Origin of the sequence: Gordonia sp. (in: high G+C Gram-positive bacteria) (assembly GCF_052106715.1) — a bacterium.
Lineage (GTDB): Bacteria > Actinomycetota > Actinomycetes > Mycobacteriales > Mycobacteriaceae > Gordonia.
In genome coordinates this window covers 63,328-86,445 of sequence record NZ_JBQEDL010000003.1, presented here as the reverse complement: position 1 = coordinate 86,445, position 23,118 = coordinate 63,328, and the positions used below count along the sequence as shown (strand labels likewise).

Annotated in this window: 21 protein-coding genes, 2 tRNA genes and 1 other RNA gene; 10 read left to right on the top strand and 14 right to left on the bottom strand. The window is 67.2% G+C overall.

Annotated features, from left to right (window positions below; translation table 11 throughout):
• Positions 1 to 6 precede the first annotated feature (6 nt).
• On the bottom strand, positions 7 to 3,015 hold the full coding sequence (locus tag ACTIMF_RS02490) for a bifunctional [glutamine synthetase] adenylyltransferase/[glutamine synthetase]-adenylyl-L-tyrosine phosphorylase (RefSeq protein ID WP_442348690.1): 3,009 nt from the start codon (positions 3,013 to 3,015) through the stop codon (positions 7 to 9).
• Between the two features lie 12 nt (positions 3,016 to 3,027).
• Complete coding sequence (locus ACTIMF_RS02485; protein WP_442348689.1) at positions 3,028 to 4,365, bottom strand: glutamine synthetase family protein; 1,338 nt, start codon at positions 4,363 to 4,365, stop codon at positions 3,028 to 3,030.
• A 201-nt stretch (positions 4,366 to 4,566) separates the two neighbouring features.
• Between ACTIMF_RS02485 and panB the strand changes: the two genes are divergently transcribed.
• Genes panB through ACTIMF_RS02470 form a run of 3 tightly spaced genes read left to right on the top strand, consistent with a single transcriptional unit; the run spans position 4,567 to position 7,895 of the window.
• The gene (gene panB / locus ACTIMF_RS02480; protein ID WP_442348688.1) at positions 4,567 to 5,409 is read left to right on the top strand and encodes a 3-methyl-2-oxobutanoate hydroxymethyltransferase; all 843 of its coding nucleotides are present in this window, start codon (positions 4,567 to 4,569) and stop codon (positions 5,407 to 5,409) included.
• A gap of 17 nt (positions 5,410 to 5,426) precedes the next feature.
• The gene (pip, locus tag ACTIMF_RS02475) at positions 5,427 to 6,398 is read left to right on the top strand and encodes a prolyl aminopeptidase (RefSeq protein WP_442348687.1); all 972 of its coding nucleotides are present in this window, start codon (positions 5,427 to 5,429) and stop codon (positions 6,396 to 6,398) included.
• 15 nt (positions 6,399 to 6,413) lie between these two features.
• Complete coding sequence (locus tag ACTIMF_RS02470; RefSeq protein WP_442348686.1) at positions 6,414 to 7,895, top strand: CYTH and CHAD domain-containing protein; 1,482 nt, start codon at positions 6,414 to 6,416, stop codon at positions 7,893 to 7,895.
• Positions 7,896 to 7,921: 26 nt separating this feature from the next.
• Here the strand turns inward: ACTIMF_RS02470 and ACTIMF_RS02465 are convergent, their stop codons facing one another.
• From ACTIMF_RS02465 to cobC, 6 genes are all read right to left on the bottom strand, one after another.
• A complete protein-coding gene (locus ACTIMF_RS02465; protein ID WP_442348685.1) occupies positions 7,922 to 9,358 on the bottom strand; it encodes an RNB domain-containing ribonuclease in 1,437 nt (478 codons plus the stop codon).
• 46 nt (positions 9,359 to 9,404) lie between these two features.
• Positions 9,405 to 9,819: RNase P RNA component class A (gene rnpB / locus ACTIMF_RS02460), an RNA gene on the bottom strand.
• 36 nt (positions 9,820 to 9,855) lie between these two features.
• Positions 9,856 to 10,536, bottom strand: a complete 681-nt coding sequence (locus ACTIMF_RS02455) for a histidine phosphatase family protein (protein ID WP_442348684.1) — start codon at positions 10,534 to 10,536, stop codon at positions 9,856 to 9,858.
• Positions 10,529 to 11,290: a zinc ribbon domain-containing protein gene (locus ACTIMF_RS02450; protein ID WP_442348683.1), complete on the bottom strand. Its 762-nt coding sequence runs from the start codon at positions 11,288 to 11,290 to the stop codon at positions 10,529 to 10,531. Before ACTIMF_RS02450 ends, ACTIMF_RS02455 begins: the two co-directional genes overlap by 8 nt.
• A 13-nt stretch (positions 11,291 to 11,303) precedes the next feature.
• Positions 11,304 to 12,428, bottom strand: coding sequence for a Nif3-like dinuclear metal center hexameric protein (locus ACTIMF_RS02445; RefSeq protein ID WP_442348682.1), 1,125 nt, complete (start codon positions 12,426 to 12,428; stop codon positions 11,304 to 11,306).
• On the bottom strand, positions 12,425 to 13,501 hold the full coding sequence (cobC, locus tag ACTIMF_RS02440; RefSeq protein WP_442348681.1) for an Rv2231c family pyridoxal phosphate-dependent protein CobC: 1,077 nt from the start codon (positions 13,499 to 13,501) through the stop codon (positions 12,425 to 12,427). The genes ACTIMF_RS02445 and cobC overlap by 4 nt, the downstream gene beginning before the upstream one ends.
• Before the next feature lie 30 nt (positions 13,502 to 13,531).
• Here cobC and ACTIMF_RS02435 point away from each other — a divergent pair, with 30 nt between their 5' ends.
• Genes ACTIMF_RS02435 through ACTIMF_RS02425 form a run of 3 tightly spaced genes read left to right on the top strand, consistent with a single transcriptional unit; the run spans position 13,532 to position 15,718 of the window.
• Positions 13,532 to 14,254, top strand: coding sequence for an HAD-IA family hydrolase (locus ACTIMF_RS02435; RefSeq protein WP_442348680.1), 723 nt, complete (start codon positions 13,532 to 13,534; stop codon positions 14,252 to 14,254).
• Positions 14,247 to 14,750: a low molecular weight protein-tyrosine-phosphatase gene (locus tag ACTIMF_RS02430; protein ID WP_442348679.1), complete on the top strand. Its 504-nt coding sequence runs from the start codon at positions 14,247 to 14,249 to the stop codon at positions 14,748 to 14,750. The genes ACTIMF_RS02435 and ACTIMF_RS02430 overlap by 8 nt, the downstream gene beginning before the upstream one ends.
• Before the next feature lie 17 nt (positions 14,751 to 14,767).
• Positions 14,768 to 15,718, top strand: coding sequence for an SURF1 family cytochrome oxidase biogenesis protein (locus ACTIMF_RS02425; RefSeq protein ID WP_442348678.1), 951 nt, complete (start codon positions 14,768 to 14,770; stop codon positions 15,716 to 15,718).
• Here ACTIMF_RS02425 and ACTIMF_RS02420 read toward each other — a convergent pair.
• Positions 15,706 to 16,662, bottom strand: coding sequence for a cobalamin biosynthesis protein (locus ACTIMF_RS02420; RefSeq protein ID WP_442348677.1), 957 nt, complete (start codon positions 16,660 to 16,662; stop codon positions 15,706 to 15,708). The genes ACTIMF_RS02425 and ACTIMF_RS02420 overlap by 13 nt on opposite strands.
• On the opposite strand from ACTIMF_RS02420, the gene ACTIMF_RS02415 reads away from it, so the two are divergent.
• Positions 16,661 to 17,476, top strand: coding sequence for a spermidine synthase (locus ACTIMF_RS02415; protein ID WP_442348676.1), 816 nt, complete (start codon positions 16,661 to 16,663; stop codon positions 17,474 to 17,476). The two genes, ACTIMF_RS02420 and ACTIMF_RS02415, sit on opposite strands and share 2 nt — an antisense overlap.
• 40 nt (positions 17,477 to 17,516) lie before the next feature.
• Here ACTIMF_RS02415 and ACTIMF_RS02410 read toward each other — a convergent pair whose 3' ends face one another.
• Positions 17,517 to 18,329 (bottom strand): maleylpyruvate isomerase family mycothiol-dependent enzyme, encoded by an 813-nt coding sequence (locus ACTIMF_RS02410; RefSeq protein ID WP_442348675.1) that lies wholly within the window; start codon positions 18,327 to 18,329, stop codon positions 17,517 to 17,519.
• 111 nt (positions 18,330 to 18,440) lie between these two features.
• Here ACTIMF_RS02410 and ACTIMF_RS02405 point away from each other — a divergent pair.
• Positions 18,441 to 18,512, top strand: a tRNA-Val gene (locus ACTIMF_RS02405).
• A 2-nt stretch (positions 18,513 to 18,514) separates the two neighbouring features.
• Here the strand turns inward: ACTIMF_RS02405 and mdlC are convergent.
• Entirely contained in the window at positions 18,515 to 20,146 is a 1,632-nt protein-coding gene (gene mdlC / locus ACTIMF_RS02400; RefSeq protein WP_442348674.1) for a benzoylformate decarboxylase, read from the bottom strand.
• Positions 20,147 to 20,313: 167 nt separating this feature from the next.
• Between mdlC and ACTIMF_RS02395 the strand changes: the two genes are divergently transcribed.
• The gene (locus ACTIMF_RS02395; RefSeq protein ID WP_442348673.1) at positions 20,314 to 20,526 is read left to right on the top strand and encodes a DUF3263 domain-containing protein; all 213 of its coding nucleotides are present in this window, start codon (positions 20,314 to 20,316) and stop codon (positions 20,524 to 20,526) included.
• A gap of 415 nt (positions 20,527 to 20,941) precedes the next feature.
• On the opposite strand, the gene ACTIMF_RS02390 is transcribed toward ACTIMF_RS02395, so the two are convergent.
• A tRNA-Cys gene (locus tag ACTIMF_RS02390) sits at positions 20,942 to 21,012 on the bottom strand.
• 159 nt (positions 21,013 to 21,171) lie between these two features.
• On the opposite strand from ACTIMF_RS02390, the gene ACTIMF_RS02385 reads away from it, so the two are divergent.
• The gene (locus ACTIMF_RS02385) at positions 21,172 to 22,059 is read left to right on the top strand and encodes an SGNH/GDSL hydrolase family protein (RefSeq protein ID WP_442348672.1); all 888 of its coding nucleotides are present in this window, start codon (positions 21,172 to 21,174) and stop codon (positions 22,057 to 22,059) included.
• Between the two features lie 120 nt (positions 22,060 to 22,179).
• Here ACTIMF_RS02385 and ACTIMF_RS02380 read toward each other — a convergent pair whose 3' ends face one another.
• Positions 22,180 to 22,668: a peroxiredoxin gene (locus ACTIMF_RS02380; protein ID WP_442348671.1), complete on the bottom strand. Its 489-nt coding sequence runs from the start codon at positions 22,666 to 22,668 to the stop codon at positions 22,180 to 22,182.
• Complete coding sequence (locus ACTIMF_RS02375; protein ID WP_442348670.1) at positions 22,665 to 23,084, bottom strand: DUF3052 domain-containing protein; 420 nt, start codon at positions 23,082 to 23,084, stop codon at positions 22,665 to 22,667. The genes ACTIMF_RS02380 and ACTIMF_RS02375 overlap by 4 nt, the downstream gene beginning before the upstream one ends.
• Positions 23,085 to 23,118: the final 34 nt, after the last annotated feature.

The following is a 23,118-nucleotide window of genomic DNA, read 5'->3' as shown; positions in this document are numbered from 1 at the left end:
TACGCGTCAGCCTCCGAATACTTCGACTACCACTGCCTTCGCCCGACGCGTGACGCGCATGTAGTGCTCCAGAAACTCGGTCGCCTCCTCCTGCGGCCATCCCGCCGCATACGCGACTGCGCGTAGCTGGCGACCTGGGCCGGGCAGCTGGTCGACGGGTTTGCCGCGCACAAGGACCAACGCGTTGCGGGCGTGTGTCGCGGTGATCCAGGCCTCGGTCAGAACCTCCACTTGATCGGCCGGGATCAGCTCGGCCTCAGCGATGGCCGCCAACGTCTCCAACGTGGAGGTGTTGTGCAGTGACGCGAACTCGTGGGCATACCGCAGTTGAGTCAGCTGCACCGTCCATTCGACGTCGGCGAGCCCGCCGCGACCGAGCTTGGTGTGCGTCGCGGGGTCCGCTCCGCGAGGCAGTCGCTCGGAGTCGACGCGCGCCTTGATCCGACGGATCTCACGGACGGCATCGGGCGATACTCCCCCGGCCGGATACCGGGTCTTGTCGATCATGTGCAGGAAGTCCAGGCCGAGGTCGGCGTCACCGGCGACGGTGTGCGCGCGAAGCAGAGCCTGCACCTCCCACGCTTCGGCCCACTGCCGGTAGTAGGCCTCGTAGGAGGCGAGCGTTCGCACCACGGGACCGTTGCGCCCTTCGGGACGCAGGCCGATGTCCACCTCGAGCGGCGGGTCGGCACTGGGCGATCCGAGCATCGTTCGAACCTGCTCGGCGACGCTCTGCGCCCATGACACGGCGTCGGCGTCGTCGAATCCGTCGACGGATCGGCAGACGAACAGCACGTCGGCGTCCGACCCGTATCCGAGTTCGCCGCCGCCGAGTCGGCCCATGCCGATCACGGCGATCCGCGCGGGCGCCGGCGTCCCGCGCGTACGCAGGGACTCTTCGATCACCTTCTCGAGCGCGGCGTCGAGGACGGCCGCCCACACCGTCGACAGCGCCTGACACACCTCTTGGACGCTCATCAGGCCCAAGATGTCTGCCGACGCGATGCGTGCCAACTCGGCGCGCCGATGCGAACGCGCGACCGCGATGGCTCGAGTCAGGTCGGGGGCGCGGCGCATCGACGCGCGCAGCCCCTTGGCGACGTCTGCCGAATCGACCTCGGTGAGCTTCGGCCCAGCGGCTCCGATCGAGTACATCGCAATGACGTCCGGAGACCTCATCAACAAGTCGGCGATGTACTCACTGGTCCCGAGCACACGCATCAGGGACTCGGCGACGACGCCGTCGTCACGCAGCAGCCGCAGATACCACGACGTGGTCCCCATCTGCTCGCTGAGTTTGCGGTAGTTGAGGAGGCCGGCGTCTGGGTCGGGCGCGTCGCTGATGTGCTCGAGCAGTTCGGGCAGGATCATCGACTGGATGGCCCCGGTCCGGCCCGGCGTGGACGCCAGCGCGCGGATGTGCGCGAGCGCGCGCTCCGGCTTCGCGTAGCCGAGTGCCGCCAGTTGGCGTTTGGCCGAGTCGTCGGTGAGTCGCAGCAGACCTTTCTCCTGGCGAGCGACGGCGTCCAGCAGCGGACGGTAGAACAGCTTCTCGTGCAGTTGGCGCACTCGTGTGATCTGCTTGCGGAGGCCGCGACGAAAGACTGCAGCAGCGTCCTTGTCGCCCTCGGGGCGTACGTGCGCCGCCCTCGCCAACCACCGCACGGCGGGCTCGTCGTCGAGGTCGGGCAGTACATGGGTCCGCTGCAGCCGCTGCAACTGCAGCCGATGCTCGAGGAGCCGAAGGAACTGGTACGACGCCGAGAAGTTCGCGCCGTCGTCGCGGCTGATGTATCCGCCCGTGACCAGTGCGTCCAGGGCGTCGAGCGTCGACTGGACGCGCAACGACGCGTCGACCCGGCCATGCACCATCTGCAGCAGTTGGACGGCGAATTCGACGTCACGCAGTCCGCCGCGGCCCAGCTTCAGGTTCCGCGCCTTGTAGTCGTCGGGAACCAACGATTCGACGCGCCTGCGCATCGCCTGCACTTCGGGGACGAAGTCGTCACGCTCGGACGCGTCCCACACCATCGGAGATGTCGCGAGCACGTAGTCGTATCCCAGGCTCATGTCGCCGGCCATCGGTCGAGCCTTCAACAGCGCCTGGAACTCCCACGTCTTGGCCCACCGCTTGTAGTACGCGATATGCGACTCGAGCGTCCTCGTCAGCGCTCCCGACTTCCCTTCGGGACGCAGCCCCGCATCGACGTCGAAGAAGGCCAGAGATCCGATCCGCATCGTCTCCCCCGCGATCCGCGCCGACGTGGTGTCTGCGGGTTCCGCGATGAAGACGATGTCGACGTCACTCACGTAGTTGAGTTCGCGCGCACCGCATTTGCCCATCGCGACGACGGACATACGCGCCTGGAGCGGATCGTCGCCGAGGACGTCGGCGATCGCGACCGCCAGCGCAGCGGTCAACGCGGCGTCGGCGAGGTCGGCGAGTCGGCCGCCCACCTCGGGTAGGTACAGGACGGGTTCGTCCTCGACGGTCGCGGCCAGGTCATGCGCGGCCAGGATCAGAACCTGGTCACGGTATGCCCGACGTAATTGGGTGACGGCGTCGTTTCCGGTGACGCCCGCGCGGAAGGTGAGATCCTCGGCTGCGGCACTCGCGTCCGGGACCGCGTCAACGGCCGCCAGCAACGATGTCCGCGACTCGTCAGCGGTCGGCATGACGTCGTCGACCAACATTCGCCAAGCATGAGGTTCGGCGATGATGTGGTCGGCGAGCGCATCGGAGCCACCCAGCGCCGACAACAGACGGCCGCGGAACGGCTTCGACGTGTGCAGCAGCGCATCGATCTCACGCCACGGCTCGTCCTCCCGCTCGCGCAGACGGTTCAGTGCCCGGAGTGCCAGGTCCGGGTCCGGGGCACGCGAGAGCGCCCACAGCAGGTCGACGTCATCGAGAGACGACCAGCCCAACGCGGCCAGGTTCTCACGCGCGTTCTCGTCTAGCAGCCCGAGGCGCCCCGGGCTGGGCACCACCGAGCGGCCTGTCCCTCTCGTCACTCGTCAGACCCCTTATAGCGGCAGGTAGCGCTCGAGTTCGAACGGTGTCACGCGGCCGCGGTACGCCGTCCACTCGGCCCACTTGTTCCGGAGGAAGTAGTCGAAGACGTGCTCCCCCAAGGTCTCTGCGACCAGCTCGGACTTCTCCATCTCGGTCAGCGCGTCGGCCAGTGACCCGGGCAGCTCCCGGTAGCCCATCGCCCGACGTTCGGCGGGCGTCAACGCCCACACGTTGTCTTCGGCCTCCTCGGGGAGGTCGTAGCCTTCCTCGATGCCCTTGAGCCCGGCCGACAGGATCACGGCGAACGACAGGTACGGATTGCAGGCGGAATCGGGCGTGCGGACCTCGACTCGTCGCGACGACGCCTTGTTCGGCGTGTAGAGCGGCAACCGCACCATCGCCGAGCGGTTGGCCCGCCCCCAGGTCGCCGCCGTCGGAGCCTCGTCCCCGTAGACAAGCCGCTTATAGCTGTTGACCCACTGGTTCGTGACAGCGCTGATCTCGTTGGCGTGCTCGAGAATTCCGGCGACGAACTGTCGGCCGACGGTCGAGAGCTGCATCGGGTCGTCAGGATCGTGGAAAGCGTTCGTATCGCCTTCGAACAGACTCAGATGCGTGTGCATCGCCGAACCCGGGTGGTCGCTGAACGGCTTGGGCATGAACGTCGCCCGTACACCGTCGTTGAACGCGACCTGCTTGACCAGGTAGCGGAAGGTCATCACATTGTCGGCCATCGAGAGTGCGTCGGCATACCGCAGGTCGATCTCCTGCTGGCCCGGGGCCGCCTCGTGGTGCGAGAACTCGACGGAGATCCCCATCGACTCGAGCGCGTCGATCGCATGCCGCCGGAAGTTGGGGGCCGCGTGGTGGAACGTCTGATCGAAGTAGCCGCCGCCGTCCGCGGGGATCGGCGGAGCTCCGTCGTCCGGAGTGTCCTTGATGAGGAAGAACTCGATCTCCGGGTGGACGTAGCAGGTGAACCCCTGGTCGGCGGCCTTGTTGAGTTGCCGACGCAGGACGTTGCGCGGATCGGCCCACGACGGTGTCCCGTCGGGCATCGCGATATCGCAGAAGATGCGAGCCGAGTACTGCTTCTCATCACTCATCCACGGCAATACCTGGAAGGTCGACGGGTCGGGTTTGGCGACAGTGTCCGCTTCGGAGACGCGCGAGAGCCCTTCGATCGCCGAGCCATCGAATCCGATGCCTTCGGCGAAGGCGCCTTCGAGTTCGGCAGGGGCGATCGCCACGGATTTCAGGTATCCGAGGACGTCGGTGAACCACAGCCGGACGAAGCGGATGTCGCGCTCCTCGAGGGTGCGCAGCACGAATTCCTGTTGGCGATCCATACCCGAACCTTAGTGCTCCGCAGTTACGCGCGTGTTACACCGGCTAGGTTCGGCGCCGCCTTTCACGACCGGCGCGCCCATGTGACCAACGCCACCGGACGACCCCTGCCGGTTATGCGCGGACGGTGGAAGAATCAGTGCCGTCCACACCAACCCGGGTACCCGCGCCACGCGGGACTCGAGGCAGAAATGAGGCAAGTCATGTCGGAGAACTCCGTCTACGGTTCCACCGCCCCCACGTCGTCCCCGCGCCGACCGGTCCGCATTCAGCAACTCGCGAAGTGGAAATCCGAAGGCCACAAGTGGGCGATGCTCACCGCGTACGACTTCACGACCGCCCGCATCTTCGACGATGCCGAGATCCCGGTCCTGCTGATCGGCGACTCCGCCGCCAACGTCGTCTACGGTTACGACACCACGATCCCGATCACGCTCGACGAGCTGATCCCGCTCGCCCGTGCCGTGGTCCGCGGCGCACCGCACGCGCTCGTCGTCGCCGACCTTCCGTTCGGTACCTACGAGGCGAGCCCGCAGCAAGCGCTCGAGTCGGCGATTCGCATGTTCAAGGAGTCGGGCGCGCACGCGATCAAGATCGAGGGCGGCGAACGCATCGCCCCGCAGATCGCCGCGCTCACCGCCGCGGGAATCCCGGTGATGGCCCACATCGGCTTCACGCCGCAGAGCGTCAACGGCCTCGGCGGCTACCGCGTCCAGGGCCGCGGCGACGCCGCCGCCCCATTTATCGCCCACGCGATCGCCGGCCCGGCGGCAGGCGCCATCTCCGTCGTGATGGAGATGGTTCCGGCCGAGGTGGCAGCGCAGATCACCCGCAAGCTCACCATCTCGACGGTCGGCATCGGCGCGGGCCACGAAACAGACGCACAAGTCCTCGTCTGGCAGGACGCCGCCGGGTACACCCAGGGCAAGACGGCGAAGTTCGTCAAGCGGTACGCGGCGCTCGGCGAGGAGTTGGGCGCCGCCGCACGTCAGTACGCGAGCGAGGTCGCGTCCTCGTCGTTCCCCGGCCCTGAGCACTCGTACTGACGGCTATGGTTGGGCGCATGCGCACGTTGTATCCGGCAATCGAACCGTACGCGTCCGACCTACTGTCCGTCGGCGACGGACAAGAGATCTACTGGGAGACCACCGGCAACCCGGATGGGAAGCCGGTGGTCTTCGTGCACGGTGGTCCCGGCGGCGGGACATCGGGCGACCAACGTCGGTTCTTCGACCCTCAGCGGTACCGAATCGTGCTGTTCGACCAGCGGGGCTGCGGCAGATCGCGGCCGCATATCAGCGACGGCGCCGATTTGTCGGTCAACACCACAGAGCACCTGATCGCCGATATGGAGGCGCTGCGCGAGCATCTCGGCATCGATCGCTGGCAGGTGTTCGGCGGCTCCTGGGGATCGACCTTGGGGCTGGCGTACGCGCAGCGGCATCCCGACCGCGTCACCGAACTCGTGCTGCGCGGGATCTTCCTCCTGCGGCGCAGCGAGATCGACTGGTATTACAACGGAGGGGCGGCCAACCTCTTCCCGGATGTATGGGAGCGCTACCTCGAACCGATCCCGGAGGACGAACGGCCTGGCGGCGACCGCAGCGCCGACCTGGTCACCGTGTACCACCGACTGTTGAACGGCGACGACCGCCGGATCGCTCAGGAGGCGGCGGGCGCGTGGGCCGACTGGGAGGGACGCACGAGTTACCTCGCGCCGCGGCCCGCATCTGGCGACGGCGGACCGTGGGACTTGGCGTTCGCGACGATCGAGAACCACTACTTCGTCAACCACGGCTTCCTCGACGAGGGCCAACTGCTACGGGACATCGCGACCATCGAGCACATCCCCGCCGTGATCGTCCAGGGTCGGTACGACGTCGTCTGCCCGATGCGCAGCGCGTGGGACCTGCACCGAGCGTGGCCCGCAGCCGACCTTCACATCGTCGACGACGCCGGACACGCGTCGTTCGAACCTGGCATCGTCCACCATCTAGTGGAGGCCACCGACCGTTTCGCGCGTCCGACCGGCTGAGCACAGGAGCACATCATGAGCGCCCACGAGTCCCTCGAGATCGAACTCAAGTTCGACGTCGACGCCGGCCTACCCGCGCCCGACCTGGCGGGGCTGGTCCCCGACGGGACCGTGTCCACGCCACAGACCTATCTCCTCGAAGCGACCTACTATGACACTCCCGACACGGTCCTCGCGCGCAATCGCACCACGCTGCGGCGTCGGACCGGCGGCACCGACGCGGGCTGGCACCTCAAGCGCCCCTCGACCGTCAAGTCGGCTCGGCGTGAACTCGGAGTGTCTTTCGACGACGCGCCGACCGACGACGGGGTGCCCGCCCTGATGCTCGATCAGGTCGCTTCCATCGTGCGGCGAGCGGAACTCAGTCCGGTCGCGACGATCACCACCGACCGCACCGTGACGAGCGTGTTCGACGCCGACGGCCGCGAACTCGCGGTCTTCTGCGAGGATCTCGTTTCTGCCGAGTCCTTCCTGCCCGGCGGCGGTGTCGCGCGGTGGGCCGAGTGGGAGTTCGAGCTCGTCGAGGGCGACGGCGTACTCCTCAAACGGGCCAAGTCGTATCTCAAGGAGGCAGGCGCGCGGAAGGCGTCGAGCGTCTCGAAGCTGGCGCGCGCGATCGGATCACTCCCGGTCGACGACGAGCCGCGAACCGTCGGACGCAAATCGACGGCCCTCGACCTGGTGCTGGCCGGGCTCGCCGCGCACCGCGACGCACTCGTCGCCTACGATCCACTGGCCCGCGACGATGCATCCGACGCCGTCCACCAGATGCGCGTCGCCGCACGACGACTGCGGTCGACGCTGACCTCGTACCCGCAGGTCCTCACGCCGGACTCGGTCGAGCCCATCGCCGCCGAGCTCAAACTTCTCGGCACGGTCCTCGGCGAGGCCCGCGACCTCGAAGTCGCGTTGGAGACCAACGAGATGATGCTCGCCAGGGAGAACACTCCCACCGACTTGTACGAGGTGCTCGTCGAAGGCGAACGAGTGCACCACGAGCGAGCTGTCCGGGCCATGCGGTACGCGTTGTCGACCGATCGCTATCTGGCCCTGCTGGACGACCTCGACGCACTGATCGCCGATCCGACGCCCGGCCTCGATGCCGACAGTCCCGCTCGAGACGTCGCGGCCGAGGCGATCGCCATGTCGTACCGACGGCTACGGCGCGCGCAGAAGGCGCTGCGCCAACACGACTCGTGGTCGCCCGACTGGGTCGAAGCGCTCCACACGATTCGCAAGCGCGCCAAGGCGACTCGGTACACAGCAGAGACGGCCGCTCCCCTCCGCCGATCCTCGTTCGCTGAGGTCGGCTCCTACGCGAAGAAGGTGCAGACCCACCTCGGCGTCTTCAATGACACCGCCGTCAACCGTACGAAGCTGGCCGACGTCGCCGAGAACACGCCACTGAGCCCGGCGGCCCTGTTCGTACTCGGCCGGCTGGACGCCCGCGAGGAGACTCGTGGCCGCAAGGCAGTCAAGGCGTACCGAAAGCTCTGAACCCGGCAGCCGGTTGAGGCGACCCCTCAGTCACGCACCGCGAACCGCACCTTCGCCTCTTCGACATCGGCCACGGTCACTTCCACCGTGGACCTGGCACCGGCGGCGGGCGCGCCGTCGCATGCACCGATGATCGCCGGCGAGGCGATGAATACCTCGGCGGAGCGTTCGCCGTTCGCCTCACGCATGACGACGGCGTCGAAGCGCGTGCCGATCCGGTCGGCGAGGACGGTCGCCTCGGTGAGATCGATGCTGCGCCGTTCGGCCGTCGACGCCAGCTGATCCGACGACGCCATCGTCTTACGCAGGGACGGAAGAGCTTCGGTCACCCAGTCCGGAACCCCGTACCCGCCGGCCGCCGCGAGACACACTTCGGTCGCGTACCGGTCAGCCAGCCGCCTCAGCGGCGCCGTGACGTGTGAGTACACGCCGCCGACCCCGGCGTGAACGACGTCCGCGTCGTCGTAGTGTTCCCCCGGTTCGAGTGTCAGGTAACCGGAGCCGCGCATCAACCGGGCCCCGACCGTCATGAGCGCGAGCGTCGTCGGCGCGTCGGCCTGCAGTCCAGCCAAGAACTCACCCGGCGACGACCCGTCTGCCCACGGAACACCGAGAGTCCTTGCGGCGCTGCGGAGTTCGGCGATCGCGTCGTCTGACGCGGGAGGGACGGTCCGCAGCAGCCCGATCCCGGCGCGCCGCTGAATATCGCCCGCACACATACCGACCAGGAGGGACACTTGCGCGTTCCAACCGTCGGCGCGGGTGCGTGGAGCGATCTGCAGTGTCCACGCGCGGCCGCCGTCGTGGCGGACGACCTCCTGGTCGGGCAGGTCCAATTGCATGGCCCCGCGCCGCAGCGACCAGTCGATGCGAGTCTGCCCGAACGTAGGCAGTGCAGCGATGGACGGATGCAGGCTCCCGCCCTCGTACGCGGCCATCACCTCCGCGTAGTCGAATCTCCTTCGCGAGCGGACGATCGCTCGTTCGACGCCGACCTCGGCGGTATCGCCGGAGCCGTCGACCCGGACGGTCCACAGCACGGCGGGTCGGACCTCGTCGGGCAACAGCGATCCGACGCCTTCGGACAGTGGCCGAGGATGCAACGGCACGCTCTCGTCCGGGAAGTACATCGTCTGCCCGCGTTCACGACTCTCGTCGTCGATCGCTCCACCCGGTTCCACGAGCGCTGCGACGTCGGCGATCGCGTAGTGGACGAGGAAGCCGTCGCCGTCGGACACCACTCGAAGTGCCTGGTCCAGATCCTTGGAGCCGGGCGGATCAATGGTGACGAGTTCGATGTCGGTCCGGTCGGTGCGCCCGTGGGCGAAGCGATCTGCGACATTGCGGGCCTCCGCGGTCGCGGCCGACGAGAAGTCGGCGGTGAGATCGAGTTCCCTGCGGATCCGGTCGAAGTCGATGGCAGAAGCGAGCACTCTGCGTCGGACACCCGTGAACGGTTGCATACCCCGAATGTAGTGGTCGCCGAATGATGCAGTCCTCGGATGTGGGCGAACGAGCCGACGTGTAAGCCGGATCCTGTCCCGACCCTTGCGGATCGGTGGCGACCATCCATCTGGACACACCGTTGCCGGGTGCCTCGAGCGGCCAACCCGCGAGCTCGGACGAGCAGTCCTCAAGCACTCGCGCATCCGCACCGGCTCGCGGTGCGGACTTCGGCCTTGCTCCGGGTGGGGTTTACCGAGCCGTCACGGTCACCCGTGTCGCTGGTGCGCTCTTACCGCACCGTTTCACCCTTACCGTTCCGCGTACGGGACGGCGGTCTTTTCTCTGTGGCACTGTCCCGCGGGTTACCCCGGGTTGCCGTTAGCAACCACCCTGCTGCTGTGGAGTCCGGACTTTCCTCGGCTGTCGGCCTGCGCAATGGAGTGCGTGGTTCCGTCGCCGCGGCCGCCCGGTCGGCTCGTTCGCCGTTCGAGAATACCGCAGCTCTCACCGAGCGTCATACACGCTGTGTCTGTAAATGCGCGGTGTCGTTGACGAGCCGAACGACGGAGCCGCCGTCGGGATAGAACTCGACGATCGAGTATGACGCGAGGTCCAGGTGCAGCCGGAACAGCAGTTCGGGGCCGACGCCGAGGGCACCGCGCAGGAACGTCTTGATCGGCGTCACATGGCTGACAGCGAGGACTGTCTGGCCCGCGTACTGATCGACCAGATCGTCTCGGACCCGAGCGATGCGCTGGCCGACCTGTGCGAAGCTCTCCCCGTTCGGCGGTGTGACGTCGACATCGCTCAACCACCGACGGTGCAGCCGTCCGTCACGTTCGGCGGCCTCAGCGAACGTCAGGCCCTCCCAGTCGCCGAAGTCCGTCTCGATCAGACCTTCGTGCACGGTGACGTCGAGTCCGAGGACACGCGAGGCGAACTCACCTGTCGCACGCGCACGAGACAACGGCGACGATACGATCGCGTCGATCCCACCGAACGGACGATCGGCGAGGCGCACCGCAGCGGCGGTCGCCTGCTCGAGGCCGACGTCGCTGAGCTCTGGGTCGCCGTGGCCCGAGTAGCGGCGTTCCACCGACAGCGCGGTCTGACCGTGCCGGAGCAGGATGATGCGGGTCGGCGCCGACGTCTGTCCCTGCCAGCTCGGCCCATTGACCCCGTGCTCGTCATTCACGGGGGCGCCCCTGTCCCGGCAGGCCGGAATGGTCGGTTCGGATCATGATCGCGCCGCACTCCTCGCACCGCAAGACCTCGTCTTCGTCGGCGGCGGCGATCCGCGACAGTGTGCGCGGGTCGAGTTCCATCCGGCACGCTCCGCAGCGGCGCGCCTGGACCAGTCCGGCGCCGACCTGCCCGCGATCGTGGAGCTTCTCGTAGACACCGACGAGGTCGGCGTCGATCGTCGCCGCCAGTGCTGTCCTTCGCTCGGCGAGATCGGCCGAGCGCGCATCGACGGCTTCGGCCGCTGCGTCGCGCTTGGCGACGAGGTCCAACTCGTTCTCGGTCAAAGTCAGCAACGTCGCCTCGGCGCGGTCCGCCTCGGTCGCCGTCGCCTCCTGCTGCTCCATGAGTTCGAGCATCTCGCCTTCGAGAACATCGCGACGCCGTTCGAGTGACTCCAGTTCGTGCTGTAGTTCGGCAAGCGCCTTGTGCCCCGCCGTTCCCCCCTCGATCGTGGCCTTGTCTCGCGCGACGTGCTCGGCCATCCCGGTCAATTCGCGGTCGAATCTCTCGTACACCTCAGCGAGATCGTCGACGGCGACCCGTGCGGCGGCGACGTCGTCACGAGCGGCGTCGAGCTTCGTCGCCAGTTCGGCCAGTTCGGCGTCCTCTGGCAGGTTCTTACGACTGTGCGCGGTCTTGGCGATGTCCGCGTCGAGGTCGGCGAGGTCGAGCAGTGTTCGCTGCGCGGCGGCAGAGGCTTTCATGGGCACACTCCTGTCACTGGGGTCGTCGGGCGACGACGCCGAAGGGATCGGTGGGTGGCGTGAAGACGTTCGTCTCGCAGCCGAAGTCGGTGAGCAGCGCGGCGGCCTGTGCGCACCACGGATATTCGGTTGACCAGTGGCCTGCGTCGATCAATGCCGGGGCCCCCTCGCGCCGTGCCTCGTCGACCACATGATGGCGCAGATCCCCGGTCACGTAGGCGTCGACGCCCGCGCGGGACGCGGCCGAGACGAGCGAGTCGCCTGCTCCGCCACACACGGCGACGGTCTGGATTATCGCTGCGGGGTCCCCGGCCCCGCGTACGGGCCAGGCTGCGGTCGGCAGTGCGTCATCGACGTGGGCGACGAACTCCGCCAACCGCATCGGGACGGGCAGACGGCCGATGCGGCCGAGCCCGAGGTCGCTGTCGACCGGCGCCTGTTCGAAGACGTCGAATGCTGGCTCCTCGTAGGGGTGAGCGGAGACGAGCGCGGCGAAGACGGCGGATCGGACTCGGCGCGGCGCCACCATCTCCATACGCTCCTCGTCGACGCGAGTCAGTTCGCCGACTCCGCCGATCGCCGGGGACGCGGTGCCGACGGGCAGGAACTGCCCGGTACCGACGACTCCCCATCGGCAGTCACGGTAATCGCCGATCGCCCCGGCTCCGGCCGCGAACATCGCTTCGCTGACCTGGTCGACGTTCCCTTCGGGGACCATGACCACCCACTTATCGAGCGTTCGGACCGGTTCGGCGTCCAACGGGACGGTGTCGACGAGTCCGATGGCGTCCGCAAGGGCGTCCGACACCCCGGGCCGAGCCTTGTCGGCATTGGTGTGCGCCGAGTACAGGCCGCACCCGGACCGGATGAGCCGGTGGACGATTCGTCCCTTCGGAGTGTCGGCACCTACCCCCGTCACACCGCGCATCAACAGCGGATGGTGGGCGAGCACGAGTTGTGCGCGGGTGTCCACGGCCTCGTCGACGACGGCATCGGTCACGTCGACGCACACGAGCACTCGCTCGACGGGCTCGTCGGGGTCACCGCAGACCAACCCGACCGCGTCCCACGATTCGGCGAGCCCGACCGGGTAGGCCTGTTCCAGTCGCGTGATCACGTCCGCGAGTGTGCGGGTCATCTCGTCGGTGCTCCTGTCTCGAGTCGGTTCCTCACATCTTGCATGGCGTGCACGAGCGCATCGGACACTTCGCGTGGACGAACCGCCAGCCGCAGGTAGTCCGAGTCCAGTCCCTCGAAGTTGGCACAACTACGCACGGAGAACCCGCGCGCAGCCAACTCGTGCTTCCATCGCCACGCCTGCGGAATCTTCACCATCACATACGGTGCGCGTGGCTCGGCCTCCGGCGCGAAGCCGAGGTCGGACAGTTGCGCGAGGAGATGGGCACGCTCGTCGTCGACCAAGTGCGCCTGGCTGCGTGCATACTCCTGTCCTTGCGGCCCCAGACACGCGGCGAGGGCCGCGAGTGTGAGCGTTCCGACTGCCCAGTGCCGTCGGCCTGCGGTCATCCTGGCGATGAGCTCGGGTGCCGCCAGCAGGTATCCGGCGCGTAAGCCGGCCAGGCCGAACGTCTTGGTGACCGATCTGACGACGATCAGATCGTCTGTCGTCTCGGCTGCCACCGATTCCGGTTCCAGCCGGTCACCGTCGAGAGTGAGGTCGGCGAACGCCTCGTCGACAACGACGATCCGGCCCGGACACCGCAGCGCGAGGACGTCGGCACGCGGATGCAGCACGGAGGTCGGGTTCGTCGGGTTGCCCAACACGACGAGGTCGGCGTCCTCGGGTACGTCTGCGTCGACGAGCCGCCACGGAGCGTCCAGGGTGACGTGGCTGATCCGGGCGCCCGACGCGGACAGCACGCGCTCGGGCTCAGTGAACGACGGCGCGATCACGGCGACGTGCCGCGGGTTCAGGTGCGCGAGCAGCTCGAACCCTTCTGCTGCGCCGCCGAGCAGAAGCACCTCCTCGCGCGTCCTCTGGTGCAACCGTGCGACGAGACCCGCCACGTCGTCGGCTTCGCGTGCACTCGGATAGGCAGCGAGGTCGGCGATGCGCCCGCGCAGTGTCTGCGCGACGAACTCCGGCGGACCCGGGCGAACGTTGACCGCGAAGTCGACGAGCCCGGCCTGTGCATCGGCGTCACCGTGTCGGTCGCGGTCGCGCAGGTGGGGAGGCACGTCGACTGTCATGATCATTCAGCCTACGTGCACGATGGAACCATGATTTCGGCCCCGACCCTCCCCGGCCCCTTCACAACCGACCCCGTCACGACCGATACCTGCCTGCTGTTCGACCTCGACGGCACCATCACAGACAGTTATCCCGGGATCACCCGTTCATTCCTGCACGCGCTCGAGGTCATCGGCGAACCGGAGCCACCCGTCGAGTTCCTGCAAACGATCGTCGGTCCGCCGCTGGTCGAGTCGATGCGTGCCCTCGGATACGACGAGGCGACCTCGGCCGCCGGGGTACGCGCATATCGGGCTCGCTACGACGTCACGGGCTGGCTCGAGAACTCGGTCTACGACGGGATGGCCGCATTGCTGGCCGATCTATCCAGCGCAGGCCGCACACTGGCGCTCGCGACGAGCAAGGACCAGCGGATCGCGCGCAACATCCTGGACCATTTCGAACTGACGTCGTACTTCGCATTCGTGGGCGGAGCCGACGAGACGGCGGGGCGAGCAGGCAAACAGGCCGTCGTCCGACATGCCCTCGAGACGTTGGACGTCGATCCGGACTCCGAGCACCTCCTAATGATCGGCGACCGATCACACGACATCGACGGTGCCGCATCCTGCGGGGTCCCGGCGCTCGGCGTCCGATGGGGTTACGCTCTCGCAGGAGAACTGGAGGACGCCCTCGTACGCGCGGGCGGTCCGGGACACGACCGGCGGATCGTACAGACGGTCCCGCAACTGCGAAAGGTACTCGGTGTCTGACAACGCGGCGGCTTCAGCCGCAGGCCGCGCACTGCACATCTGTTTCGTCTGCTCCGGCAACATCTGCCGGTCACCGATGGCTGCGTCGATCTTCGCGCACGCCGTCGAGGATGCTGGGCTCTCGGACCAGGTTCGAGTGACCAGCGCAGGCACCGGAGGATGGCATGTCGGCGAACCCGCCGACAATCGCGCGCGCACAGAACTGTTGGCGCACGGCTACTCCGATGCGCACGTCGCCTCCCAGTTGACACCGGACCACCTGTCCGCCGACCTTCTCGTGGTCGCCGACCGCGGGCACGTAGCGGAGTTGGAACGTAAACGTCTCGGCGACCGTGTCCGACTGCTCCGCAGTTTCGATCCCGAAGCGGACGGCGACGAGGTCCCGGATCCCTACTACGGGACGCAGGACGACTTCGAGTTGGTCCGTACCCAAGCGGAGGCCGCGGTCCCCGGATTGATCGAGTGGGTCCAGGAGACGCTGGCCACTCGAGCCTGATCCGTATCCTGGAGGGCGTGCGCGTCCTCCGTTCGTTCCTCAAGCCCGGGTGGCTACTGCTCGTGCTGCTCGTGATCGCGTTCGCGGCAGCGTGCTTCGCGATCCTCGCACCGTGGCAACTCGGGAAGAACAGCGACACGGAGCACCGGAACGACCTGATTCGCGCCGCCGTCGATACCGACGCCGTCCCGATCGACCAGCTGGCCCCACCCGGAAGCACTCTCGACCCGAACAACGAATGGCACGAGGTATCGCTGCGCGGCCGGTACCTGCCAGATGACCAGGTGATGCTGCGGTTCCGCTACTCGCAGGAGCGGCCCGCCGTCGAAGCGTTGACGCCGTTCCAGATCGCAGGTTCGGGCCGGACGATCCTGGTGAATCGAGGAATTGTCGCCAACAACGAGAACGGGCAGGTGAGCGTGCCCGTGCCGCCGTCGGGCGACGTGAGCATCGTAGCCAGGCTCCGCAAGTCCGAGGGCACGAGCCGAGGTAAGGAACCGCGTGTCGAGGGCGGCGAGTCGACGGCATACACAATCGACACCGCGCAGCTCTCGCGCCTCACGGGTCTGCCGTTGGATCCGTACTACCTTCAGCTCTCACCGAATCAGCCGGGCTCGCTCGGCGAGATCGAGCTTCCCCAGCTCGAATCCGGTCCGTTCCTCTCCTACGGCCTCCAGTGGCTGGCGTTCGGCGTGATGGTTCCGCTCGGCGCGGCCTACTTCATCTACAACGAGGTCAAAGCGCGGCGCGCCCGTCGCGCGGACGGCGACGACACGGCGGTCGTCGAGACTCCGCAGCCTACGACCAAGTCCGAACGCGACCGCATCCGACACACACTTCGCGAAGCCGGTTTCCGATCGGGAAACGATGTCCACGCGGCGCCGGGCACGCAGGTCGGCGACGGATCGGCGGGCATCGCAGACGACGACGCCGTCAAGACGCGGCTAGCGCAGCGCTACGGCAAATAGCCACGAGCACCAGCTTGCGCGAGCACTGCCACTACCGCACTCGCTCGCTGCACCTGACGCGACAACCTCACCGCTGCCCGCAGATCAGACGCTGTGGGAGACGGCCCGTCGCCGAGCCGCGGGCGCTCTTCGACGCCGTGCGCGTACTCGGTCCGGCCCCCGAGACTGACCCCGAGGGCCCCTGCGAACGCCGCTTCGACCACGCCGGCATTGGGACTCGGATGCCCGCCGGAGTCTCGCCGGACGGCGGTCCACACCTCCCGCGGACGACCCGAGAGCGCACCGACGAACAACGCGGTCACGCGCGCTGGCACGAGGTTCGCGGCATCGTCGATCCGCGCCGACGCCCACCCGAACCGAAGATACTTCTCCGATCGATAACCGACCATGGCGTCGAGGGTGTTCGCGGCCCGGTATCCGAGCATCCCGGGGGCTCCGGCCACCGCGCCCCAGCACAGCGGCGCGACGGCCGCATCCGAGGTGTTCTCGGCGATCGACTCGAGCGCCGCACGACAGATCCCGGCCTCGTCGAGTCGGGTGGTGTCGCGGCCGACGAGGCCCGCAACCGCGGTCCGTGCGGCGTCGATGTCGCCACCGTCGAGTGCATCGGCGATATCGTCGCCGATGCGGCACAGCGACGTTCCGCCCAGCGCGCTGAACGTGGCCGCCGCCGTGCCCGCGACCCCGGCTCGCCGCGCGAGCACACCGCACAGCGCCCCGGCCCCAATCCAGCAGGCGGCGAACATCGCACCGCTCACACGGCCGTCTCGATACAGAACCTTCTGCGATGCGGCGACACCACTGCCGAATATCGCGACCGGATGACCGCGCCGGGGGTCGGCGAACACCGAGTCGGTGAGGGCTCCGACTGCGGACCCGACGGCGGCGGTGTGGCGGTGGCGCATCCGGTGATCGTATCGACCGCCGATATCATCGGTGGCCATGGCCGCCTCTCGTCCGACTCCCGAAGCCGGGGTCTTCGACATCTCCACCGGTACTGCCGAACTCGTGCACAGCATGGACGGTGGCTGGTTGCTGTCGGTCAACGGTGCGCAGAGCAGCCACATCGACCCCGACCGGCCCGATGCGCTCGATTTCGAGTACATGCGCCAGGCCGCGGCCGCCATCGCCGATCACTACCCCGACCCCGCGACGCCGTTGCGCGTGCTGCACCTCGGCGCAGCGGCGTGCGCTCTCCCCCGGCATCTCGCGCACCGGTACCCGCAGTCTCGGCACGTCGCTGTCGAGATCGACGCCGAACTGACGCGTCTCGCACGGGAGTGGTTCGATCTGCCGCGGGCGCCGAGACTACGGATCCGGGTCGGCGACGCCCGCGAGGTCACCGAGAGCCTGCGTGAGCGGACACGCGACGTCGTGATGCGTGACGCGTTCAGCGCGAGCCTCACGCCCAGGCACCTGACGACCGTCGAGTTCACCCGCGCCGTGCAGCGACTTCTGGTGCCCGGCGGCCTCTACATCGCGAACTGCGGCGACCGCCGCGACCTCGCGTCAGTCCGGTCGGAGGTGTCCACGATCGCCGATGTCTTCGCGAACGTCGAGCTGATCTCCGATCCGTCGATGTTCAAGGGCAGACGGAGCGGGAACATCGTCGTCGTCGCGGGCGACGGCCCACTGCCTGACTCCGCACGTCTGGAACGTGCCCTCCGGGCCGATCCCGAACCGTCTCGGCTGGTGACGGGACGCGACGCCATTGCCTTCGGGTCGGGGCAGATCCGACGGGACGTGCCGGCGGTGTAGGAGCGCGATTCGGATCCTCCACCGTGCCAGACCGACCGGGTCAGATCATGTAATGCAGGCTGTCGACGATCGCTGATCCGAGCGCGACGTCGCCGTCGATGTGGACGCTAGCCTGTGCGGCTCCGGGGCGTCCGCCTGCGAGGCGTGTGTAGTCGGTGATCGTGGTCCGCAGCGTGACGTCGGCCAGGCCGTCGAGTTCAGGTACGAGCGCGGCCCGCTCGTCGACTGCGATGTGCACCTGCTTCGGCACGAGGCCGGTGAACTCGAACCTCACGCGGCAGCCTTTCGGTGCCGCGGCCTTCTTGCCGACGATGTACGGCATGACGGCCGCCATCTCGTCCAGTGCGAACCCGGCCGGTTCCGGGTCGGACGGCTCCCCCATGTCCAGGGCGTCGCGCAGATCCACCTCGTGCACCCAACTGTCGTAGGTGCGCACCCTCATGAACCGCCCGTACGTCTCCGGACCGACCGGCGTGACGGCGTCCTCGTTCCACTCCTCGTCGTCCATCGTGGTCAGGTCGGCGATGCGCTTTGCGGTCATCGCCCGGTAGTCGGCCATCACCTCCGCACGACTGCGGGCCCGGTAGTGGTCGACCCATCGCTCGTTGAGTTCACCGATCGGGTTCTTCACGTGATCGAGTCCGGCGACGTCACGACCTGCATCAGGTTCACGGCCGTCGAGCATGTTCTCGGTGCCGACGATATGCGCGACGACGTCGCCCACCGACCAACCCGGTAGACCGGAATCCGCTGACCACTGGTCATCCGAGAGCCCGCTGACGAGCGCGTCGATCGTCCTCCACTGTGCACCGAGCGCCGCAATGACCGGCGCCTTCTCCACTCGAGTCTTCATGCGGGTTCCTCTCGCTGGGCATGCCTCGGTCGAGTCTACGAACACCGGTTTGAGGCTTCGACCGCACACCCGATATTGTTCTGTGGAGCCGCCGTTTCGACAGCGGCTCACGCGCGTATAGCTCAGCGGTAGAGCTCTGGTCTTACACACCAGCGGTCAGGGGTTCAAATCCCTTTGCGCGCACTCTAGATCAGCGGCGGGATTGCCGGGTCGATCGGGACTTCGATCATAGTGGGGCCGTTACGATCCCACGCCTTCGCGAGTTCGGTCCGCACCTCGGCGGCGGTCGATGCGACGACTCCTTTCGCACCATAGCCTTCGGCGACCAGGTGCGGCTTCAGCCCGGGAAGGTCGAGACCCGGGACTCCCGGGTTGTCCTGGAACTTCGCGAACGCCTTCAGGATTCCGTACTCGCGGTTGTTGGGCACGATGACGACGAGCGGCAGTGCGTGCTGCGCCGCGGTGTACAGCGCCTGCGGCGAGAACTGCAGTGAGCCGTCTCCGATGACCGCCATGACGGGTCGATTGCGGCCGAGGTCTCGCTCCGCGAGTGCGATACCGACCGCGGCGGGAAGGTCCCATCCGAGCGCACCACTGGCCATCGCGAAATAGCTGTCCGGTTCCGTGAACATCCACTCGGAGTGCAGGTCGGCGATATTCGACGGTGATTCCTGCACGATGACCGTGTCTGCGGGTGCCGCGACGCTGAGGACCCGAAACAACTGCCGAGGAGTGAGCCTGCCGTCGTTGTCGGGGTCGGCCGGCCTCGCCTCCGCGGACGCATGCGGAGCCAGGCGATGCTCCTGCCTCTCGACCGCCGCCCGACTCTGCCGCACAGGAACCAGGTCGGCCAATGCGCGGAGCGCGAACACTGCGTCGGAGATCAGGCTGTCACCGACGGGCGCACGACCGGACTCGGCCGGATCATCGGTGATGTGCAGAAGGCGCGAACCCGCGGGGATGTAATCGCCCGGCACCCACGGGTAGTAGCGGAACACCGGCGCTCCCACGACGAGAACCACGTCGTGTCCCCTCAACTTCTCCGACAGGAGCCCCTGCGCGAACGGCAAGCCGCCCGCGTAGAGCGGATGATCCTCGGGGAAGGGCACGCGCTCGCTCGACGGCGCCGCCCATACGGGAGCGCCGACGCGTTCGGCGAGTGAGACGGCGTCCTCCCAGCCGTCGGCGCGAGCGATGTCGGAGCCGTAGATCAGGACCGGGTTCTCCGCTGCGGAGAGAACGGCGGCGAACTCGGCGAGCCGGCCCGGGTCGGGCCCGACTCGAGTGGCGACGGACCGCACCGACGCCCGACCAGCCGCCTCCTTGTCCCAGTCGTCGAGCGGAAGGGACAGGAATACGGGCCCCTGCGGCGGCTGCATCGCGACGGCGTAGGCGCGCATGAAGGCGGCGGGCACGTCCTCGGCCCGCGCCGGCTGGTAGGCCCACTTCACCCACGGCTTCGCGATGACCTCGGGATCGGGATTCACCAGCCACGGTTCCAACAAAAGCATCTCTCGAGTCTGCTGACCGGCCGTGATAATCAACGGCGTCTTGTTCTGGAAGGACGAGTCCAAGGTTCCCACCGCGTTGCTCACCCCAGCGGCGGTGTGCACATTGACGAGTACGGGCTTTCGGGTGACCTGGGCATACCCATCGGCTGCTGCGACGACACTGGCTTCGTGGAGCCCCAAAACGTAGCGGAAGTCGTCCGGGAAGTCCTCCAGGAACGTCTCCTCCGTCGAACCCGGATTGCCGAATATCGTGGTGAGTCCGAGTTCGCGTAGAAGCTCGAAAGTGGTGTCGCGGACTGTGATCACGTGAACTGCTCCTTCTGCGGTACCCGCCCCGACACGAGGCGTGCGAGCTGCGTCTCGTCCCGAGCACACACTCCTTGGTCCATACACTCTGGATACACCAAGCGAACTCGCGTCTGCAGCCGTACCGGCCCCGACAGGAGGACGCACGACCGAGAGACCCAGCAGCGATGAACGACGAAGACCGGGACATACTCGATCTCTCCAGACGCGAGTTCCGTAGCCCGCAAGCCCACGCCGAGGCGGTAGGCAGCGTCCTCGGGATGTCGATCACCCGCTATTTCCAGGAGCTCAACCGCCTCGTCGACGATCCGGAAGCGCTGGCGTACTCACCGACTGTCGTCAAACGACTGCGGCGCGCCCGCAGACGACGCAATACCTGACCGATCTGAGACGACCCGCCACGACGTCGTCATCGCGTCGCGCGCCGCCGGTAGTCACGCAGCGTCATCCAGTCTCCCGCAAGAGCATGGCGCGCAGGCGCGACGCGAGCACCATGTCACTGCGTTCAGCGCGCTTCGCCCCCAGCACCAGGACCTGGACGGTGTCCATCACAAAATCGTCCATCCCGGCAGGACGGCCGACCGCGGCCCGAGTGGCATCGTTTGCCAGCGATTCGAAAACGGCGCGCCCTCCGCGCAGCCGGTGGCCGATGCGGCACGGCCAGCGGGTTTCATCATCTGGGCGACTTCTCGGCGGCGTTCACGACCAGGTTCGGCAAGACCCCGACCAACGTGGTTCGCGGCGTTTGCGGGCGACCTTTCCGGCCGTGATCTGCGAGCGCGTCAGACCCGATAGAGCGGATGGCGGGATTCGAACCCACGTAGACGGTTTTGCAGACCGCTGCTTAGCCTCTCAGCCACACCCGCGTGCGACGCCTCCGACTCTGCTCGAGGCCTGCCTTCGAGTCGAGGGTTTGACGCAGCGGGGCACCAAAAGTCTATGAACGCGGGCCTGCCTGCTGTGACCAATTCGCAATCCGCTAAGACTTGATACTGCTGAGGTTTGTGTTATCTACTGTGGCTATTGTGACTACTGAGACTGACTTCCGCCCCGATTCCCGTCGACCCGTGCGTCGGCCGACCTGGCTGCTGCGCGCCGCGACGTCGGTGGGCGCAGTAACCCTCGCTGCAGCAGTGGCGACGAGCGTCGCCGGACAGGCCGCCGCCGAACCGACGATCGGCGAACTCATGGACAGCGCGGGAAACGTGCTGCAGGAGTTGCCTATCGACCCGAACGGATCGAGTGACCTGACCTCCCTGTTCGACCTACTCTCGCCGCAGTCCCCGATGCCTCCCGGGACACCGAGCACACCGACGGGCGACCGACGCACATCGTGCAAGCAGGTCGTACAGATCGGCGACTCGGCCTCTGTCGGCGTCGACAACGCGTCGAAGGTCGCCAAGGCCGAGGACCGCCTCACTCCGCAGTACAAGCGCGTCGGCGTCGAGCAGGTGACTCTCGACGCAGGCGGTGGACGCTCCATCGTCGAGAAGGTCGACGGCGAACCCAATGCCGTCGACGCCGTCGACAGCGCGCTCGGACGCGGATACCGAGGATGCTGGGTGATCGCGGTGGGCACCGACGACGCCGCCAACATCGCTGACGGATCGAAGGTCACCGCTGACCAGCGGATCGATCGTGTGATGCGCAAGCTCACCGACCAGAACGTACTGTGGCCAACCGTGATGACGAACGACCCGAGCAACACCGCGTACTCGGAGAAGAACATGACCGCGTTCAACGATGCCCTCAAGCGTGCCGCCGCCCGGTACCCGAACCTGAAGATCTACGACTTCGCGTCCGAGACCCAGCCCTCCTGGTACAACGACGACGGAATCCATTTCAACGCAACGGGAGTCACGCAGCGCAACCGACTTTTCGCGACGGGGCTCGCCACCGCTTTCGGCGCCTGAGTCCCGATCTGGCGTTCACCCCGCACGCGTGGGCCGCCGCTTATAGTCCGGACTAGTAGCGGGCGCCGACGCTTGTAGCGTTCGACGGGGCCGCAGTCGGGTATTCGTCCGATCGGACGGTCAACTGCGAGCGGCGAGCGCCGCCGACCAGGTGTCCTCGGTGCGCGCTTCACCGGGGCCAACCATCGAAGAATGACGAATCACGCCGTCGCGGCCGACGAGGAACGTACCGCGATTGGCGTATCCGCGATCCTCGTCGAGTACACCGTACTTGCGCGCCACCTCACCGTGCGGCCAGAAGTCGGACAGAATCGGAAACAGGTATCCCTGCGCCGACGACCACACCTTGTGCGTCGGCGGCGGACCGACCGACACTGCGACAGTCGTCAACGTGTCGTCGGCGAACCGCGGCAGATTATCGCGAATGTGCCCGAGTTCGCCTTCACAGGTGCCGGTGAACGCGAGCGGAAAGAAGACAGCCAGAACGTCGCCGTGTTGACGCAGACCAGAGAGCGACACACGCCGGTTGTTCTGATCGCGCAACTCGAACTCCGGTGCGACCGACCCCACCGGAATGGGGCCGACGACAGCGGTGCCGGCGCTTGTCATGCCTTCTTGCCCGACCGAGCCTTCGGTGTCACGAGTCGTGCACCGGACCAGTCGTCCAAGTTCACGACGGAGGTCTGCGTGAGGCCTGCGGTCGGTGCGGCCTCCGCGATGACAGCAGGATCGACGTGACCGTCGAGACCGGTCTTCGGCGAGAGCACCCAGACGTATCCGCCTTCGGCCAACGGCCCAATAGCGTCCATCAACGCGTCTACCAGGTCCCCGTCATCGTCACGCCACCACAGGATGACTGCGTCGACGACATCGATGGCGTCCTCGTCGAGCATCTCCGCGTCGATTGCGTCTTCGATGTCGGCCCTCAGGTCGTCATCGGTGTCTTCGTCCCAACCACGCTCTTGGATCACCATTCCGTTGGTGAATCCGAGCTTGCTCGCCTTGTCGTCTGTGGCGGCTACCACCGCGTGCGTCCTCCCGATCGTCGTACTGATTCCA

Bases quoted from the DNA above. Each gene is read 5' to 3' on its own strand.
- ACTIMF_RS02485 (WP_442348689.1), bottom strand. From the start codon at position 4,365: ATGGATCGCCAACAGGAATTCGTGCTGCGCACCCTCGAGGAGCGCGAC.
- panB (WP_442348688.1), top strand. From the start codon at position 4,567: ATGTCGGAGAACTCCGTCTACGGTTCCACCGCCCCCACGTCGTCCCCG.
- pip (WP_442348687.1), top strand. From the start codon at position 5,427: ATGCGCACGTTGTATCCGGCAATCGAACCGTACGCGTCCGACCTACTG.
- ACTIMF_RS02470 (WP_442348686.1), top strand. From the start codon at position 6,414: ATGAGCGCCCACGAGTCCCTCGAGATCGAACTCAAGTTCGACGTCGAC.
- ACTIMF_RS02465 (WP_442348685.1), bottom strand. From the start codon at position 9,358: ATGCAACCGTTCACGGGTGTCCGACGCAGAGTGCTCGCTTCTGCCATC.
- ACTIMF_RS02450 (WP_442348683.1), bottom strand. From the start codon at position 11,290: ATGAAAGCCTCTGCCGCCGCGCAGCGAACACTGCTCGACCTCGCCGAC.
- ACTIMF_RS02445 (WP_442348682.1), bottom strand. From the start codon at position 12,428: ATGACCCGCACACTCGCGGACGTGATCACGCGACTGGAACAGGCCTAC.
- cobC (WP_442348681.1), bottom strand. From the start codon at position 13,501: ATGACAGTCGACGTGCCTCCCCACCTGCGCGACCGCGACCGACACGGT.
- ACTIMF_RS02435 (WP_442348680.1), top strand. From the start codon at position 13,532: ATGATTTCGGCCCCGACCCTCCCCGGCCCCTTCACAACCGACCCCGTC.
- ACTIMF_RS02415 (WP_442348676.1), top strand. From the start codon at position 16,661: ATGGCCGCCTCTCGTCCGACTCCCGAAGCCGGGGTCTTCGACATCTCC.
- ACTIMF_RS02420 (WP_442348677.1), bottom strand. From the start codon at position 16,662: ATGGCCACCGATGATATCGGCGGTCGATACGATCACCGGATGCGCCAC.
- ACTIMF_RS02410 (WP_442348675.1), bottom strand. From the start codon at position 18,329: ATGAAGACTCGAGTGGAGAAGGCGCCGGTCATTGCGGCGCTCGGTGCA.
- ACTIMF_RS02395 (WP_442348673.1), top strand. From the start codon at position 20,314: ATGAACGACGAAGACCGGGACATACTCGATCTCTCCAGACGCGAGTTC.
- ACTIMF_RS02380 (WP_442348671.1), bottom strand. From the start codon at position 22,668: ATGACAAGCGCCGGCACCGCTGTCGTCGGCCCCATTCCGGTGGGGTCG.